Here is a 15,485-nt window from a genome sequence, read left to right as displayed (position 1 = left end):
TTACCTAAATTACACTGGCATGTTCATGAGGTCTTTATACGCCTCAACGAGTTTATTGCGAATTTGAACCGTCGCATCAAAAGCGACACTAGACTTGTTACGAGCAATCATAACGTCAGAAAGGGAAACATCGGCATCACCACGATCAAAACGGGTTTGTAAATCACCGGATGCTTTTTGAAGTGTGTTCACGTTATTGATGGCTTTAGTTAGGAGATCATTAAAATCTGCTCCAACTTTCGCCCCACTTGCAGTAGGAGCAGTATTGGTTGCTTCTACCATCATGGCGCGCATTTCTGCCTGAATACCATCAACTTTCATTAGCACCTCTAAGCCAAAAGATTGACTATTAACAAAACTGATTATTAACACAGCAATTAACGTGCCATAAGACATTAGTTAGCGGTTTGCTTACACTTTTTGTCTTATGGCGATTGCACATGTTAATTTGGGATATCTATACCAGCATCACGCATTTTGGCAAGTTTGTAGCGCAAGGTTCGTGGGCTTATGCCCAGTTTCTCCGCCATTTCTTTGCGTCGGCCGTTACACTCCACCAAGGTTTCCAAAATAATGGCGTATTCTTGGTCACGCAGCTCGCTGCCCAAGCCTTCCCCGCCAGATACCGGACGATTCACACTCTCAGGTTGAGCGACTGGCTTAACACTAGGTACCACCATCTCTGCATTTTGCACCACATGCTGCAAGCTGTTGGCATCTTGCCAATCCACCCCTTCTAGCAAGATGTGCTCAGCGTCGATATCACCATTCTCACTTAAAATAAGAGCTCGTTGCACCACGTTATCCAGCTCACGAACGTTACCTGGCCAAGGGTATTGCAGCAGTTTTTCTACCGCAACGGCTGAAAATTGAGGCACTGGCATCCCCATCTTGCTGCAATGACGCTCAGCAAGATGCTTGGCAAGTGGCGCAATATCGCCTTTGCGTTCGTTCAGTGCTGGCCACGCAATTGGGAACACATTCAGGCGGTAGTATAAATCTTCACGGAAGTTGCCTTCTGAGACGTACTGCTTGAGATCACGGTTACTGGTCGCGAGCACGCGTACATCCAGCTTGATACTCTTACGACTGCCAAGGCGCTCAACTTCACGCTCTTGCAAAACACGTAATAGTTTCGCTTGCAGGTTTAAGTCCATTTCGCTGATTTCATCCAGCAAGATTGTGCCGCCTTGCGCTTGTTCAAACTTACCCGGACACGCTTGAACAGCGCCAGTGAACGCGCCTTTCTCATAACCAAATAGTGTCGCTTCCAGCATGTTGTCTGGAATCGCCGCACAGTTGATCGCAACGAATGGACCATCTTTACGGTTTGATGCGTTGTGAATATAACGCGACATCACTTCTTTACCTGAGCCACTCGGACCTAGCACCATAACATTCGCATCTGTACGTGCCACTTTGTCGGCCAAAGCAAGTAGACGCAGACTTTTTTCATCTGCCACGACCGCGTCACCATTGTCATCGCTTTTGATCGGTGCATATCGACTGACCATGTTCAGCAATACTTCTGGTGCAAATGGTTTCGCCATGTAGTCAATCGCGCCGTCTTTCATTGCCGACACGGCATCTTCAATGTTGGCGTACGCCGTCATTAACAGTACTGGTAAGTTAGGCCAATTCTGCTTGATGTTTTTGAGCAGAGCCAACCCGCCCATACCTGCCATTTGCACGTCAGAAACGACGATATCGACAGTATTCGATTTGAGTTTTAGTAGTGCGTCTTCCGCACAGTCAGCTTCTAACCACTCATACCCTGCCAGAGCCAGAGTATCCACTAGGGCTTCACGAAGACCTTCATCGTCTTCTACGATCAGCACTTTGCTTTGCGCCATTCTGATTCTCCAGTAATTGTTATTACCAGAAGCTGCTTACTGCGCTTCTGGTTGCACTCGCTCTAGCGGAATGCACATGGTAAAGCAGGCTCCATCACCCTGCTCTGAAATAAGTTCCAATCGACCGTCATGGGCACGGCAAACCATTTGAACAACAGCCAGCCCTAACCCGGTTCCTTGAGAACGCGTGGTAAAAAATGGCTCCATAATTTTGGCTTGTAGTTCTTCAGGTACACCCGGTCCGCTGTCTTGCACTGAAATGCGCAACTCGCCATTTACCGGGCGGAAAAAAATATCGACTTGCGACTCTTTACCAGACATCTGAATCGCATTCATGACAAGGTTACTCAACGCGGATGCAATCGCATTCGCATTGCCTAGCAACTCAGTTTGTTCTTCTTCCACTTCTAGGCAGTAATCAATACCATTATTTTTTAGCGCGGTTTCGACCATCGGCTGATATTCCGCCACCAACTGAGCAATCGTAAATGGCTTAATGACTTTATTATCACCACCTTTAGCAAAAAGCAGCATATCATTAACCTGCTTTTCCAAATCGTGCAGTCGATCCATTAATTTGGTTTGAAAGCGATCCCTTGTCGCTGGTGGAAGGTTTGGCGCTCCCAAATTGGATGCATATAGCATGGCGCTCGATAGCGGCGTTCTTACCTGATGAGCAAGCGACGCTACCATACGCCCTAACGACGACAAGCGTTGTAAATCACTCACACGAGCTTGAAGTAAGCGAGTTTCGGTTAAATCGGTAATCAGGATCAATTGACCTGTCGTAGAAGCCGAAATGGCTAATCGAACTTTACGACCATTCCGCAGGGAAACTTCGTGACCATCATCCTCACGAGGATCAAACACCGCCTGAATAATGTTGAACCATTTTTCATTAACCAGTGGAATCTCAAGAATTCGGTGCGCCTCTGGGTTTGCTTCACGCACTATGCCGTACGTGTCGAGCAGAATCACTCCGGCAGGCATCACATCAAGCACCTGCTTATAGCGCTCAACCTGATTTTCTACGGAATCTAAATGGGATTGGTTGGTGTTGTTATCCATTACTGCCTGTCGAAATATCGCCGCTAAAACTAAAATAGCTTGGTAAGCAATTAGCGTACCAAGCTATTTTTTATATTTATCATGACGTTAAGTCATCGACAATAAGTTGACACCCTCAGATAACGGTTTTTGGTGTCAGAAAAACGATGCTAAATAGCCCAAATGATTTAGATATCGTCTTAAATCTCAACGTTACCTAGCGTTGTAAGTTGTACTTACGCATTTTTTCCACCAACGTTGTGCGTCGCATACCCAGCATATCAGCGGCTCGTGCCACGACCCCACCTTGTGCTTCTAACGCTTGGCTGATCATATTAACTTCTAAATCAGCCAACAGCTCTTTCAGATTTACACCTTCAGGCGGCAGCGCTTGCGGAGCGTTCATGCTGTGGTCAAGATCGTCTTGATCATCAAAACTAAAGTCTTCTGAGAAGATGTCTTGGAACACATCACGCTCTTGTTCTTCAACCGAAATAAACGGATTACTTTCTGGTTGGAACTCCGGGATATCACTGTAGCGATATTTGGTTGGTAAGTGGTTTACATCGACCAAGCTATTTGGGTACAGAATGATCATTCGCTCAACAAGGTTGGCTAACTCACGCACGTTACCCGGCCAGTTGTGCTCCATCAGTGAATTGATCGCACGAGGGGTAAAACAGATAGGCTGGCCACCCTCCGCCTCCAGACGCGTCATCAACTCTTGCAGCAGCAATGGAATATCTTGTTTGCGCTCTTTCAGCGCAGGCATCTCGATTGGAAACACGTTCAAACGATAGAACAAGTCTTCTCGGAACGTGCCTTCTTCAATCATACTTTCTAGATTACGGTGTGTTGCCGCGACAACTCGAACATTGACCTTGATGGTGCTATTGCCACCCACACGTTCGAAACAGCGCTCTTGTAATACGCGAAGTAGCTTCACTTGCATCGACATCGGCATATCGCCAATCTCATCAAGAAAGATCGTGCCACCGTCTGCGAGCTCAAATCGACCTTTACGTGCCGTTAACGCACCAGTAAACGCGCCTTTTTCGTGGCCAAACAATTCACTTTCTAGAAGCTCCGGTGGAATGGCACCACAGTTAATGGGCACAAAGGCACCACTGCTGTACGACGAATGATAGTGAATGTTACGCGCAACGACTTCTTTACCGGTACCTGATTCACCCAAGATCAACACGTTTGCCTCAGTGTCTGAGACTTGCTCGATCAGGTGACGAACTTCTTGAATACCTCTGCTTTGACCAACTAAGCTGCGAAAAAGCGTGTTTTTTCGTGCACTGGCAACGACATTGACCCCTTTTCGACCCAGAAAGTCTTTGCAGTGGCGTAACGCCTCACTAAGCTGTGGGTAATTAAGAGGTAGTTCTAGCTCACCTACAAAATTTGGAAGATCATCCACGGGCAACGGAAATCGGCCCATGACTAAAAGTGGGATGTGGTAGGCGCTGTTTAAATGAGAGATAACCGTATTCGCCGCTTGACCTGCTGGAATGTTACCAACAATACAGCACGACCATACGCTAGACCAATCAACATCGCTGAGCTGATCAGAACTGACCGCTTCGCAATTTTCTCCAACAAATTCCAATATATTGCTTAAATTTAAACGACTTGATGCGTCATCATCAATTACAAGCAGCTTTGCCAAACCTTGCATAAGTAAGAATGATTGCCTTTATTTTAGGTGCGTTGCGGCCAAACCTTGATTTGCGCAATTGGGTGCTAAAAGAAGGCAGAACCACCACACTCAATTTACGATAGACAAAATAGGAAAATCAGCAACAAAAAAAGCCATTAGGGCTACTAATGGCTTCTATTTTATTTGAATATAAAAATAAGGCAACCAAGCAATAAAGAGGTGTGAGCTTGATAGAAACTTTGCTACACAACTCGTTGCGCAATTGACAAATATATTCCTCTAATATCTTAACGCGTTGTTTTGGTTATTAAATACCGACTTCAGCTGCTGTAAGATTATGAAACTCTGTAGGGATTTGGTCCCAAGCGGATTTGATCTCACGGATAATGTCGATAACGTCGTCGATCAGTTGAGGATCATTTTGATGGTTAGCAGCTGAAATTTGCGTGATCATAAACTCATAGAGTGAATCTAAGTTTGAAGCAATATCACCACCGTCATCCATCGATAGACAGCTACGTAGCGCAATAATGATGTCTAGCGCTTTACCTAAACGCTCACCTTTTGCTGGAATGTTGCCTGCTTGCATGGCCGCTTTACCTTGAATAAGGCGCTCAATCGCACCAGCCATAAGCATTTGAATGACTTTGTGCGGAGAAGCCGCGCTTAGCTGGCTGTCGACTGATACCTTTTTGTATGCTTGCAAAGAACCGCGCATAGTAATCCTCTTTTAAATAAATTTTTTGTACTGCTGAAGCGAACGCTGGCCATAACGAAACTTATGAAGTTCTTTTCCGACCTTTGACGTTTCCGATTGCATCAGCTCGACAATTCTTTTGGTACGAGTAAGCAACGCTTGCCACTCTGCATCCTGCTTAACCAAAGGATTTTGATGAATAATTGGTAACAGGTTTTGCAATAACCGTTCCCTGATATCGACCAAGCGAAGAATTTCTTCAGTACTAAAGTCGACTTTTTCCAATTCTTGCGTAATTAGTTGATCTATATCACTAATATCTATGAGTTCTTTTTGCATTTATTAACCCAACGCACTCATTAAGGCACCTAACTGACCTTGCATTTTGCCAGTCGCATCTTGCATGGCGGTAAACTTCGCGTGAGTGCGCTTTTCTAGGCTTTCCATGCGGCGATCTAATGCCGCTTGATCATCACTCAAACGATAATTTTGTTCTGTGAGACTTTTTTCTCGAGTACGAATGCTGCCTGTAATGCCTGTAATACCATGAATCGCGTCTTCGACTCGTTTAGCAAAACCTGTGTTGCCACCGAAGAACTTTTCTAGCTCGTTGAAGTTGTTGTTCAACTGACGATCCAACATGTCATAGTTGATTTCTAGGGTGCCTTGACGCGTGGTAGTAATGCCAAATTCAGTTAATGACTTTAGGTTTTCAGGCGCTTTATCAATTTGAGTGGAAAATACCGATTTTAATCGTGAGTCTGCGCTGCGTACGGTACTGTCACCCGACAACGGGCCTTTTTGACCAGTAACCGGATCCACACTCGCCAACGCTTGAGACGTTTGATAAAACGAGTTGTACGCCGCAACAAAGTTTTCGATGTCGTTACGCACACTCTGACGGTCGTATTCGACGCCAATTTCAGCAGGTGGCTTGTTCGGTTCTGATTTGCCTTTAAGTGTTAAATCAACACCTTCTATGGCATCTTCAATCACATTGTTGTGACTAGAAAGCTTTGCTACTCCATCAAGCAGAACTTCTGAATCTTGCCCTGCTTGTACCTCTGTCATACCAAGGTATTCTTCAAAAGCAGATTGCGCTTTTGCGATTTTCGCTTCTGCTTCATCAATTTTTTCTAAACGTTCGCGTTCTTGAGGATCCAGCTTAGCGCGATGAATTTGTTTCGCTTGCTCTTCGGTCAATTCACCACGTTCAACTTTTGCGTCTAGCGCTTGTTTTTCACTCGCAATTTTTTGCTCAATTTCAGCTTTTTCTTGCTCAAGAAGCTGCTTGGCCTCTTTCGTCGTAACGTAAGAGTCGGTTAATGTGCCTGATGCCGCATTGCTCCAACCCGGAACATCTGGTGCCTTCTCTATTGCTTTCTCGTCGAGTTCGAGCTCTGGCTCTTCATAAGAATCCAGCAAAGTGCCTGACGCAGTTTCTGTCCACCCTGGAATTCGGTCTTCAGGGCGCAAACTTGCGCGTCGGTTGGCTTCATCAATCGCTTCCTGCCCAGCTTTAGCGGCTTCTGCACCCGCAGCAGAGATTGGCTCTTGGGAGCCATCATCTTGTCCATTTTCTGCCGCTTTTTGCTCTTCTGGAGGTAGAGGATTGCCGTTTGCATCCAGTTCTACTGGTTGCTCTGGGAATTGAAGAGGACCTAACACTTCTTCCGCCGCTGAACGAGCTTCTTCAAGCGCGTTAACACGGTCTTCAAGTGTTTGATATTCGAAATACTTTAGAGGGTTGCCTTTGTCGGCCTCCACACTGACTCTGATTTGATGATCCTTACCAGAGAGATTTGAGGCAAGGATAAGGCGTGGTCCTTCAACGTCGTTAATGAGAGATGCTCGAACACCGGGGTTGTCTTTTGAGCCATTGATACCGCGTACGACATCTGCGAGCTTGGAGCTCGAACGAACGTTCACGTTGAAGGTGTCATCACCAAGCGAAATCTGCAGCTTACCAGGGCCAAACTTTGCGTCTTCTGGCAGTACGTCAGAAGCGACTTTGTGGCTCTGGGCAAGCTGCAACACATCGATAGCATATTTGCCAGCGATAGCATCTGTAGTTGCAGTAGCAGATACGATATTGTCGTCTGTCGTTTCAACAGTACGAACGGCAAACGCTTTCTCTTGACGAAAGTTCGCCATGAGATTTTTCATCGTATCCAGTGATTCTCTGAGTCGCCCGTAGGCACTGATACTGGCATTAATTGTCGTGCGCTCGTTGTCAATGCGTTGCTGCTTTGGTACGCGTTCGGCATCCACAATTTTGCTGACCATGGAATTGATATCCATGCCGCCAGACATCCCCAAAGGGCCTAAACTCATCAAATCACCTCTAAAAACGACTTACACTTTTTCAGTCAACAACCCGCTGTTGGCTGTGTGCTCAGCTAGGCGACGCAATACCACTAGCATTTCTTCATCAGGAATTTGACGAATCACGTCGCCCGTTTTGGCTTCGTAAATCGTCACCACATCTCTCCCGGATTCCTCATCCACTCGAAACGCGACTCCTTTGTTTATGGACATCACAAACTCATTCATTTGCGCGACCAATTTTTCACGTTCTTCTTTGTTCAGCTCTTGACGGCTTTCTGCCATCTCGATCGCTGCTTGAACAGAGAAGTCGTATTCGGTGTCTTTCGCTTTTTGCTGCGAAACCTCACCATTTGAATTTGCTGGGCTAGACGTGCCTATATCATTGCCATTTTTATTTGCAAACTTTGTGCCACTTGGCGTGCCGTAAGGCTGGATGTTCGATGCGTAGGAGGATATATCCATTACAATCTCCCTTCCACCTTATGGGCTAACGATAGAACCTATCGCTTTGGTGCCCCAGCACTAAGGTGTTTACCTCAGGCTGGGTCAACCACTTAGCCCAACAAGCTTAGCGCTGCAGATGGAGACTGCTTCGCTTGAGCCAGGATTGAAGTACTTGCTTGCTGAAGAATTTGCGACTTAGTCATCGCAGTGGTTTCTTTCGCGTAATCAGTATCTTTAATACGGCTGTTAGACGCATTAACGTTCTCGTTAATGTTGTCTAGGTTGCTGATTGCGTGGTTGAAGCGGTTTTGGAAAGCACCAAGTGACGCACGTTGGCTGTCTACTGACTTAAGCGCACCGTCGATAACAGCCACGGCTTCTTGAGAGCCTGCTACTGTTGTTACGTCGATGTCTTTCACTGTTACGTCTTTCGGGCCGCCAAAGCCGATCTCGTCCGCTAGGTTGCCAGAGAACTCAACATCACCTTGAACTTTTTGAGAAGAAGCAAATACTTGTAGCTTGCCATCTTCACCAACAGACGCTTTTACATCATCGTTTTGACCGTTGATGTACGTTGCTAGCTGCTCAATGTCGTCGCCTTGTTTTGCGCTGATCGATAGCTCTTTCTCTTCACCTTGTTTGTTGGTGTAGCTCATTTTGAACTCAGTTTTCTCACCAACAGTCCAAGATGCATCTTTACCCTCTTCTGCTGCGTAGCTTTTGCCACCCATTGCAGAAGTGTCTGAGCGCAAGCTACCCATAGAAAGCATAACTGCTTCACCTGAGTCTGCACCAATTTGGAAAGATTGCGTACCGTATGTACCGTTCAGCAACTTGTTACCACCGAAAGAGGTAGTTTCAGCAATACGGTTTAGCTCGTCATTTAGCGCTGTTACTTCTTCTTGGATCGCAACACGTTCTGCTTTTGAGTTAGAACCGTTCGCAGATTGAAGCGATAGGTCACGCATACGTTGTAGGATGTTGGTAGATTCATTCATTGCACCTTCAGCAACCTGTGCAATAGAAATACCGTCGTTTGCGTTTTTCACCGCCATGTCTAGGCCACGGCTTTGTGCATTCAAGCGGTTTGAAATCTGTAGACCTGCAGCATCGTCTTTCGCGCTATTGATTTTATAACCCGAAGACAAACGCTCCATTGATTTTTGTTGACCGTCAGCAGCCTGGTTTAGGTAACGCTGTGCAGTCATCGCAGAAACGTTAGTATTAACGTTAATCGCCATAATTGATCTCCTTAAGGCTTTAGTGAATGTACCGTCGTGTCTCTCACCTCACTTAGGTACATCTCATTTCTCTCAGTCCCTTTAACGGCGACCGATGAATATCCTTTAGAAGAAATTTTCAATTTTTTGCGATTATTTTCTTTGGCTTACTGAAATGTGATGAAGCTCTAATGTCATGATTCGCAGAAATCCTGAGTCCCAAACAAACAGAAAAAAACCCAGCCGAAGCTGGGTTTACTCGCTCATCTCTCACCACGAGCCAATGAGGTTCTCGTCTTAGGTTTGAAATTAACCTAGCAGACTTAGCGCTGAGTTTGGCGCTTGTTTCGCTTGCGCAAGGATTGAGCTTGACGCTTGCGATAGAATTTGTGACTTGGTCATTTGAGTCGTTTCTTTCGCGAAGTCAGTATCTTTGATACGGCTCTTCGACGCGTTCACGTTCTCGTTGATGTTATCCAAGTTGCTGATTGCATGATTGAAACGGTTCTGGAATGCACCCAGCTCTGCGCGGTGGCTGTCTACGTATTTCAGTGCCGCATCGATGATAGCCACAGATTCTTGTGCGCCACCAACTGAGGTTACGTCGATAGTATCTACTGTTACTTTTTTACCTTCGCCCAAACCTAGCTCGCCAGATAGGCCGCCTGAAAACTCGACTTCGCCTTCGACTTTGTTGTTGCCAGCAAAGATTTGCAGTTTACCGTCTTGGTCTACTGAGGCTTTCACTAGGTCAGTTTGACCGTTAATGTAAGTCGCAAGCTCTTCGATATCGTCACCTGCTTTTGCGCTGATGTTGATTTCTTGCTCTTGACCGTAGCTGTCCGTTAGGTTGATTTTTAGGTCGTTCTTACCTTCAGCAACGTTCCAGTCTTTACCTTTACCACTTTCAGCTTGGTAGCTCACACCGCCCATCATTTTGTTGTCTGAACGCATGTCTTTTAGCTCAAGCATCACGGCTTCACCGTTATCCGCACCGATTTGGAACGATTTCGCACCGTGTGTGCCGTTTAGCAGCTTGTTACCACCGAAAGAAGTGGTTTCTGCGATACGGTTTAGTTCGTCATTTAGCGCGGTCACTTCTTCTTGAATCGCCACACGCTCTGATTTCGAGTTTGAACCGTTTGCTGATTGTAGAGACAAATCACGCATACGTTGAAGAATGTTAGTGGTCTCGTTCATTGCACCTTCAGCGGTTTGTGCAATTGAGATACCGTCGTTCGCGTTGCGAACCGCCACATCCAAACCACGGCTTTGTACGTTCAAACGGTTCGAGATTTGTAGACCCGCAGCGTCATCTTTTGCGCTGTTGATTTTGAAACCCGAAGACAAACGCTCCATAGAAGTTTGTTGAGCTGAGTTTGCGTTGTTTAGGTAACGCTGGGCGGTCATCGCTGATACGTTAGTGTTTACATTCACTGCCATGGTGATTTCTCCAATTGATTTTCCGGTATAGCGGTTTCCGACGTCTCGGAAAACCAAGTAGTTCTCTCAAAGTTACTTTTATTAACGGCGCTCAAACTGATTTCTTTAGGGAATTCTTTGGATTTTTTTGAAAAAAGTTCATTTGGAGAAGGAATCGTGATGAAGCAGATAAAAAAGCAAAAAAACGTCAAATTTTCGCTAAAGCTTCTTTTCGAGTTGTCGATACAGGCAGGTTTTACGTTAAATTCGAGCGAGATCGATCATTAGCCAAGTAAGGTTAATGCTAGGTTGGGCGCTTGTTTTGCTTGTGCAAGAATAGAAGTACTGACCTGCTGCAAAATCTGCTGCTTCACCATTTGCGTGGTTTCTTTCGCGTAGTCAGTGTCTTGGATACGACTGTTGGAAGCGGCTAAGTTTTCGTGGATGTTATCGAGATTATTGATCGCGTGATTAAAGCGGTTTTGATACGCGCCTAACTCAGCACGATGGCTATCAACGTACTTCATCGCAGTATCTAGGACGGCCACGGCTTGTTGCGCACCACCGACAGACGTAATGTCGATGTTATCAACCGCATCGTAACCTTTTAGCTGTAACCCCAGTTCACTCGCTAAGTCACCTGAAAACGATAAAGTGCCTGAAGTTTCTTCTCCAGCCATAAATAGCTGTAACTGACCTTCTTCATTCACCGATGCCTTGACTTTGTCAGTTTGACCATTGATATAAGTCGCAAGCTCTTCGATATCATCGCCAGCTTTGGCATTAATTTGAATGGTTTCCGTCTCACCAAAACGATTCGTAAATGACATACTAAGATCATTCGCACCGTCTTTTACTTTCCAATCAGAGCTTGCACGTCCGTTTGCAATGTAACTAAAGCCGCCCATATCAATGCCATCACTGCGCATCGACTTTAATTCAACTTGCACAGCTTCACCTGACGCTGCACCGATTTGAAATGCCGACTTACCAAAGCTGCCATTGAGCAGTTTACGTCCACCAAAGGAGGTCGTTTCTGCAATGCGGTTTAGCTCATCGTTAAGTGCCGTCACTTCTTCTTGCAGTGCAGTGCGTTCCGCTTTGCTGTTTGAACCATTGGCTGACTGTAGCGACAAATCACGCATACGTTGCATGATATTAGTCACCTCATTCATCGCGCCTTCCGCAGTTTGCATGATGGAAATGCCGTCATTCGCGTTGCGAACCGCAACATCTAAACCACGCATTTGTGATTGCAAGCGGTTGGAGATTTGCAGACCCGCAGCGTCATCCTTTGCGCTATTAATACGCTTCCCTGAAGACAAACGCTCCATGGATTGATTCAGCATATCCGTTGCACTGGTCAAATGACGTTGTGCGACAAGTGCTGCAACATTGGTATTAACGGTGATAGCCAAGAGACACAGACTCCAAATAAATTAAGGCTTTGGATACTTATCGACCAAATAATCGAAAGGTTTAGTCTTTTTTGAAAAAGTCTGTGGAATAGAAAAGAAGAAAATAAAAGCCCTCCAATTAGAGGGCTTAAGAAATGAAGTCTGAGAACTTACTTGATGGCTAGCTCTGCGAGCATTTCTTGCGAAGGCGCGAAGAAGTACGCACCAGTTACCGCTGTTGTGAAACGAAGCATTTGGTCTGTTTTACCATCTGTCACGCCGTACATACTTTCTAGCATCACTTTAATGTTATGAAGTGTATTGCAGTAAGAAATAAACAGCAGGCCATGAGGCCCTGTCACCGTCCCGTATGGCAAGCTATGACGAACAATCTTGAGACCTTTTCCTTCTTCTTTAATATCAACGCGACCAACGTGTGATGCAGCAGGAACGTCTTCTAGCTCGATAGAGTCTGGTTTGGTACGACCAATCACTTTTTCTTGCGCTTTGACATTCAAGCGATTCCAAGCGGCAAGGTTATGTTCGAAGCGTTGAGCCATGACATAACTACCTCCAGCAAATGGGCCCTCTTTTACTAGAGCCACATCAGTGCGAGCCTCCCCTTTCGGGTTTTCTGTCCCATCAATAAAGTCTGTCATATCGCGAGCATCAAGGTAACGGTACCCATACGTTTCGTCCACAATGGTGACATCTTCTGCCGTCTCTTCTAGGAACTTACGCAGAACATAAAAGTGCAAGTCGTGACGAGTAGAGTGACAGTGAATCAGCACATCAACATCCGTTGCAGGCGCTACGATGTCCCCTTCGCCAAGTTGAGTAAAATCAATAAGCTCTTCTGGCGCGTCTACATTGAGGTGTTGCCAAAACGATTTTGTGAATGCGATAGAAAGGGTCAGCGCCGCGCCTGGCTGGGTAATATTTAACTCTTCCACTAACTTTGGTAGTGCTTTCAGCTTATCCAATACGTTTTCACGGTTTTGGTTCACTTTAAGTTGAGTGTACAGTGCAAATGGCCCTGCTTCTGGCACGATCGCCGTTTGAGCTTGTGACATTGAGGTTTCCTCTATACTTTGCCCCGGTGTGGGAAGTTATTGTTTTTAATTCTTCGAAGGCTGCTCTTCATTGCGCTCCAATTGTGGCACATGAAAACAGTCTTTTACCCATCTTCCATTTAGAAGATAGATCATAAACCAAGCTAATAAGGTAATGGTAAGGGCGTTTGCCCAGTTGAATACACCATGTTCCAGATACACATGATACATGGTCTGAGCCAGTTGGATACCGCACAAGATCAAAGTGATCTCTCGACCATAGCGAGTAATTCTGTTTACCCATCCTCTATCGGGGTGACGGAGCCCCATCAACCACATGAGAAGCAGGCTTGGAATGCCCATAGCCAACCCCAAATACAGCGTACTTGAGTCTGGGTAAACAATAGCGAGTAGCTTACTGCCACTATCACGACTTACGCCTGCCATCGCAAATACAACCCATGAACGCACAAGAAACATCCATCCAAACCATAAAATAATCGGCGCTTTTAAAAATCCATGGGCGTCATATTGGTCAAACGAGTAGCGCACAACATCTTCTTCTTAATGTGATAAAACGCCACTTTAACCTATCATTTCAGAGTTGCAAGCCAGCAAAGATGAGAACTAAAGTTCATTTCATCATCTTACACAGGTAAACTAAACAAAGATTTACAATGACGTTGATGAGAAACATGAAAAAAAGAACTCCAGCTACCCCAGCGCCTTCTCAAGAAACTCAAGCCGAAGCGATGAGAATTGCCAAATCCACGCAGAAACCGGGGCAAACCAAAGAGCAAACCAAGCTTATCGCTCAAGGTATCGAAAAAGGCATCGCTCAATATAAGAAGCAGCAGAAAGAGCGCAATCGTCAAGCCGATAAAGCAAAGAAAAAACAGCAACGTGAAAAGCAACGTCAGCATGAAGAGACTATCGAACAAGACAACATCACCGACGATGCGCCAAACCATGCATCAAGCAAACTGCCTTGGATACTGCTCGCTCTGAGCTGGATTGGCTTTGCTGCTTACATAGTATTGGGGAAATAGCTGATGAGACGCCTGTTACTTGGACTTTTTGTCGTACTTCTCTCTGGTTGCACGATGCCTTCTCACCTTACTCATGCTCAAAGCCAAGATGTTCATATTCGCATTGACGCTCAGTTCAACCCTGATCGATGCGAATACAAAGGCGAAGTCACCGGAAGCGAGGGTCATTGGTATAACTACATTTTTATGACTAATGACGCGATGATGCAAGGTGCGATGAATGATTTAAAAAACAATGCAGCGGCTATCGATGCGGATACCGTTTTTATGGTCTCCCCACAAGATTTTATCACCTCATTTAGCGTACTGGGCTCCGCTTACCGCTGTAATGGGTGACGCCTGAATATGAAAAAAGCCAGCAATTGCTGGCTTATGCACGAAATCCAAGACTGCTAGCGATATCTCTCTCCCGCTCTAGAACCCATTGGCTATCAAAAGGCCCCCAATCTGAAAGTTGATAATAGCCGTCATTATGACGTCGGCCATCTTGAACGAATATGAGTTCAATGCCGATCCCAGGTAACGCCTTGAGTACATCTTGAATTGTACGACGAGGCCACCCCGTTTTTTCGATCAACTTTGGCACATTCGGCCTTTCTAGGTTTTCCACCAACAAGGCCAAATATAGCCGCCTTGCAAAAACAGGACTCAATTCCATTGACACCTCCTAAAATTGTGCTGATTCATTATTTCGTTTTTGCTCAGCGAGATGTTGCGTTTGATCAATAACTCGACTTTTCCATTTGATTTAGACGATTTTTTATTCGATTTATAGTGCATTCATCGTAAATAAGTTACGTAACATCAGTTATCTCAATCTATCTGAAAATATTTTCCACCGCATTTTGTCAGTTTGATTGCTTCTTGATAGGATGCTATAGCAGCCCAAATCACTTAAGTGCGTCTTAACCGCGCCAGTGAAAAATAGAACAAAGAAAAAAGGAAACACTATGTCGATTACCATGTTTGGTATTCCCAACTGCGATACGATCAAAAAAGCCAAAAAATGGTTAGAAGCTGAGGATATTGCTTACGACTTCCATGACTACCGTAAGCAAGGCGTTGATGTAGCTATGGTAAGCGAATTTTGTCGCGCTTTAGGTTGGGAACAGGTGCTCAACAAACGTGGCACGACCTACCGCCAACTGACACAAGAACAAAAAGACACGCTTAACGAAGAAAACGCGATCGCTCTTTTGGTAGAAAATCCGGCGATGATCAAGCGCCCAATTTTAAAAGTGAATGATCAACTTCATATCGGTTTTAAAGCTGATCAATACGCTACCATTTTCAACTCTTAAATAAAGGAA

17 protein-coding genes are annotated in these 15,485 nt (G+C 45.4%); 3 read left to right on the top strand and 14 right to left on the bottom strand.

Going from position 1 to position 15,485, the window contains the following annotated elements; translation table 11 throughout:
* Window positions 1–9: 9 nt before the first annotated feature.
* From fliE to ACZ5ZC_RS21470, 13 genes are all read right to left on the bottom strand, one after another.
* Window positions 10–321, bottom strand: coding sequence for a flagellar hook-basal body complex protein FliE (gene fliE, locus ACZ5ZC_RS21530; RefSeq protein ID WP_012841525.1), 312 nt, complete (start codon window positions 319–321; stop codon window positions 10–12).
* 122 nt (window positions 322–443) lie between these two features.
* Window positions 444–1,853: a sigma-54-dependent transcriptional regulator gene (locus ACZ5ZC_RS21525; protein ID WP_104974909.1), complete on the bottom strand. Its 1,410-nt coding sequence runs from the start codon at window positions 1,851–1,853 to the stop codon at window positions 444–446.
* A 36-nt stretch (window positions 1,854–1,889) separates the two neighbouring features.
* A complete protein-coding gene (locus ACZ5ZC_RS21520; RefSeq protein ID WP_046875535.1) occupies window positions 1,890–2,921 on the bottom strand; it encodes a sensor histidine kinase in 1,032 nt (343 codons plus the stop codon).
* 196 nt (window positions 2,922–3,117) lie between these two features.
* Complete coding sequence (locus ACZ5ZC_RS21515; RefSeq protein ID WP_006741695.1) at window positions 3,118–4,584, bottom strand: sigma-54 dependent transcriptional regulator; 1,467 nt, start codon at window positions 4,582–4,584, stop codon at window positions 3,118–3,120.
* A 289-nt stretch (window positions 4,585–4,873) separates the two neighbouring features.
* Complete coding sequence (gene fliS / locus ACZ5ZC_RS21510) at window positions 4,874–5,284, bottom strand: flagellar export chaperone FliS (RefSeq protein ID WP_012841524.1); 411 nt, start codon at window positions 5,282–5,284, stop codon at window positions 4,874–4,876.
* A gap of 12 nt (window positions 5,285–5,296) precedes the next feature.
* On the bottom strand, window positions 5,297–5,602 hold the full coding sequence (locus ACZ5ZC_RS21505) for a flagellar protein FliT (RefSeq protein ID WP_012841523.1): 306 nt from the start codon (window positions 5,600–5,602) through the stop codon (window positions 5,297–5,299).
* A gap of 3 nt (window positions 5,603–5,605) precedes the next feature.
* Window positions 5,606–7,597: a flagellar filament capping protein FliD gene (gene fliD / locus ACZ5ZC_RS21500; protein ID WP_006741694.1), complete on the bottom strand. Its 1,992-nt coding sequence runs from the start codon at window positions 7,595–7,597 to the stop codon at window positions 5,606–5,608.
* A 21-nt stretch (window positions 7,598–7,618) separates the two neighbouring features.
* On the bottom strand, window positions 7,619–8,053 hold the full coding sequence (gene flaG, locus ACZ5ZC_RS21495; RefSeq protein ID WP_054868346.1) for a flagellar protein FlaG: 435 nt from the start codon (window positions 8,051–8,053) through the stop codon (window positions 7,619–7,621).
* A 92-nt stretch (window positions 8,054–8,145) separates the two neighbouring features.
* Window positions 8,146–9,276: a flagellin gene (locus tag ACZ5ZC_RS21490; RefSeq protein ID WP_006741693.1), complete on the bottom strand. Its 1,131-nt coding sequence runs from the start codon at window positions 9,274–9,276 to the stop codon at window positions 8,146–8,148.
* 288 nt (window positions 9,277–9,564) lie between these two features.
* Window positions 9,565–10,698 (bottom strand): flagellin, encoded by a 1,134-nt coding sequence (locus ACZ5ZC_RS21485; protein WP_005393103.1) that lies wholly within the window; start codon window positions 10,696–10,698, stop codon window positions 9,565–9,567.
* 263 nt (window positions 10,699–10,961) lie between these two features.
* Window positions 10,962–12,095 carry a flagellin gene (locus ACZ5ZC_RS21480; protein WP_464932272.1) on the bottom strand — a complete coding sequence of 378 codons (1,134 nt, stop codon included), beginning with the start codon at window positions 12,093–12,095 and terminating at the stop codon, window positions 10,962–10,964.
* Between the two features lie 149 nt (window positions 12,096–12,244).
* Window positions 12,245–13,147 (bottom strand): Dyp-type peroxidase, encoded by a 903-nt coding sequence (locus ACZ5ZC_RS21475; RefSeq protein WP_464932271.1) that lies wholly within the window; start codon window positions 13,145–13,147, stop codon window positions 12,245–12,247.
* A 45-nt stretch (window positions 13,148–13,192) separates the two neighbouring features.
* A complete protein-coding gene (locus ACZ5ZC_RS21470) occupies window positions 13,193–13,678 on the bottom strand; it encodes a DUF2919 domain-containing protein (RefSeq protein ID WP_012841521.1) in 486 nt (161 codons plus the stop codon).
* A 143-nt stretch (window positions 13,679–13,821) separates the two neighbouring features.
* On the opposite strand from ACZ5ZC_RS21470, the gene ACZ5ZC_RS21465 reads away from it, so the two are divergent.
* Together ACZ5ZC_RS21465 and ACZ5ZC_RS21460 are read left to right on the top strand one after the other, a co-directional pair.
* Window positions 13,822–14,175 (top strand): DUF2956 domain-containing protein, encoded by a 354-nt coding sequence (locus ACZ5ZC_RS21465; protein ID WP_041853025.1) that lies wholly within the window; start codon window positions 13,822–13,824, stop codon window positions 14,173–14,175.
* A 3-nt stretch (window positions 14,176–14,178) separates the two neighbouring features.
* The gene (locus ACZ5ZC_RS21460) at window positions 14,179–14,511 is read left to right on the top strand and encodes a DUF4156 domain-containing protein (RefSeq protein ID WP_081441201.1); all 333 of its coding nucleotides are present in this window, start codon (window positions 14,179–14,181) and stop codon (window positions 14,509–14,511) included.
* A gap of 34 nt (window positions 14,512–14,545) precedes the next feature.
* Here ACZ5ZC_RS21460 and ACZ5ZC_RS21455 read toward each other — a convergent pair whose 3' ends face one another.
* Entirely contained in the window at window positions 14,546–14,833 is a 288-nt protein-coding gene (locus tag ACZ5ZC_RS21455; protein ID WP_005380433.1) for a winged helix-turn-helix domain-containing protein, read from the bottom strand.
* 292 nt (window positions 14,834–15,125) lie between these two features.
* Between ACZ5ZC_RS21455 and ACZ5ZC_RS21450 the strand changes: the two genes are divergently transcribed.
* Window positions 15,126–15,476, top strand: coding sequence for an ArsC family reductase (locus tag ACZ5ZC_RS21450; protein WP_047008853.1), 351 nt, complete (start codon window positions 15,126–15,128; stop codon window positions 15,474–15,476).
* Window positions 15,477–15,485: the final 9 nt, after the last annotated feature.

It is taken from the genome of Vibrio sp. JCM 18905 (assembly GCF_055393305.1).
The sequence above is the reverse complement of the archived record's forward strand: the minus strand, read 5'-3'. Positions and strand labels throughout refer to the sequence as shown.

Coding starts and splice junctions, on each gene's coding strand:
- fliE (WP_012841525.1), bottom strand. CDS start 321: ATGAAAGTTGATGGTATTCAGGCAGAAATGCGCGCCATGATGGTAGAA.
- ACZ5ZC_RS21525 (WP_104974909.1), bottom strand. CDS start 1,853: ATGGCGCAAAGCAAAGTGCTGATCGTAGAAGACGATGAAGGTCTTCGT.
- ACZ5ZC_RS21520 (WP_046875535.1), bottom strand. CDS start 2,921: ATGGATAACAACACCAACCAATCCCATTTAGATTCCGTAGAAAATCAG.
- ACZ5ZC_RS21515 (WP_006741695.1), bottom strand. CDS start 4,584: ATGCAAGGTTTGGCAAAGCTGCTTGTAATTGATGATGACGCATCAAGT.
- fliS (WP_012841524.1), bottom strand. CDS start 5,284: ATGCGCGGTTCTTTGCAAGCATACAAAAAGGTATCAGTCGACAGCCAG.
- ACZ5ZC_RS21505 (WP_012841523.1), bottom strand. CDS start 5,602: ATGCAAAAAGAACTCATAGATATTAGTGATATAGATCAACTAATTACG.
- fliD (WP_006741694.1), bottom strand. CDS start 7,597: ATGAGTTTAGGCCCTTTGGGGATGTCTGGCGGCATGGATATCAATTCC.
- flaG (WP_054868346.1), bottom strand. CDS start 8,053: ATGGATATATCCTCCTACGCATCGAACATCCAGCCTTACGGCACGCCA.
- ACZ5ZC_RS21490 (WP_006741693.1), bottom strand. CDS start 9,276: ATGGCGATTAACGTTAATACTAACGTTTCTGCGATGACTGCACAGCGT.
- ACZ5ZC_RS21485 (WP_005393103.1), bottom strand. CDS start 10,698: ATGGCAGTGAATGTAAACACTAACGTATCAGCGATGACCGCCCAGCGT.
- ACZ5ZC_RS21475 (WP_464932271.1), bottom strand. CDS start 13,147: ATGTCACAAGCTCAAACGGCGATCGTGCCAGAAGCAGGGCCATTTGCA.
- ACZ5ZC_RS21465 (WP_041853025.1), top strand. CDS start 13,822: ATGAAAAAAAGAACTCCAGCTACCCCAGCGCCTTCTCAAGAAACTCAA.
- ACZ5ZC_RS21460 (WP_081441201.1), top strand. CDS start 14,179: ATGAGACGCCTGTTACTTGGACTTTTTGTCGTACTTCTCTCTGGTTGC.
- ACZ5ZC_RS21455 (WP_005380433.1), bottom strand. CDS start 14,833: ATGGAATTGAGTCCTGTTTTTGCAAGGCGGCTATATTTGGCCTTGTTG.
- ACZ5ZC_RS21450 (WP_047008853.1), top strand. CDS start 15,126: ATGTCGATTACCATGTTTGGTATTCCCAACTGCGATACGATCAAAAAA.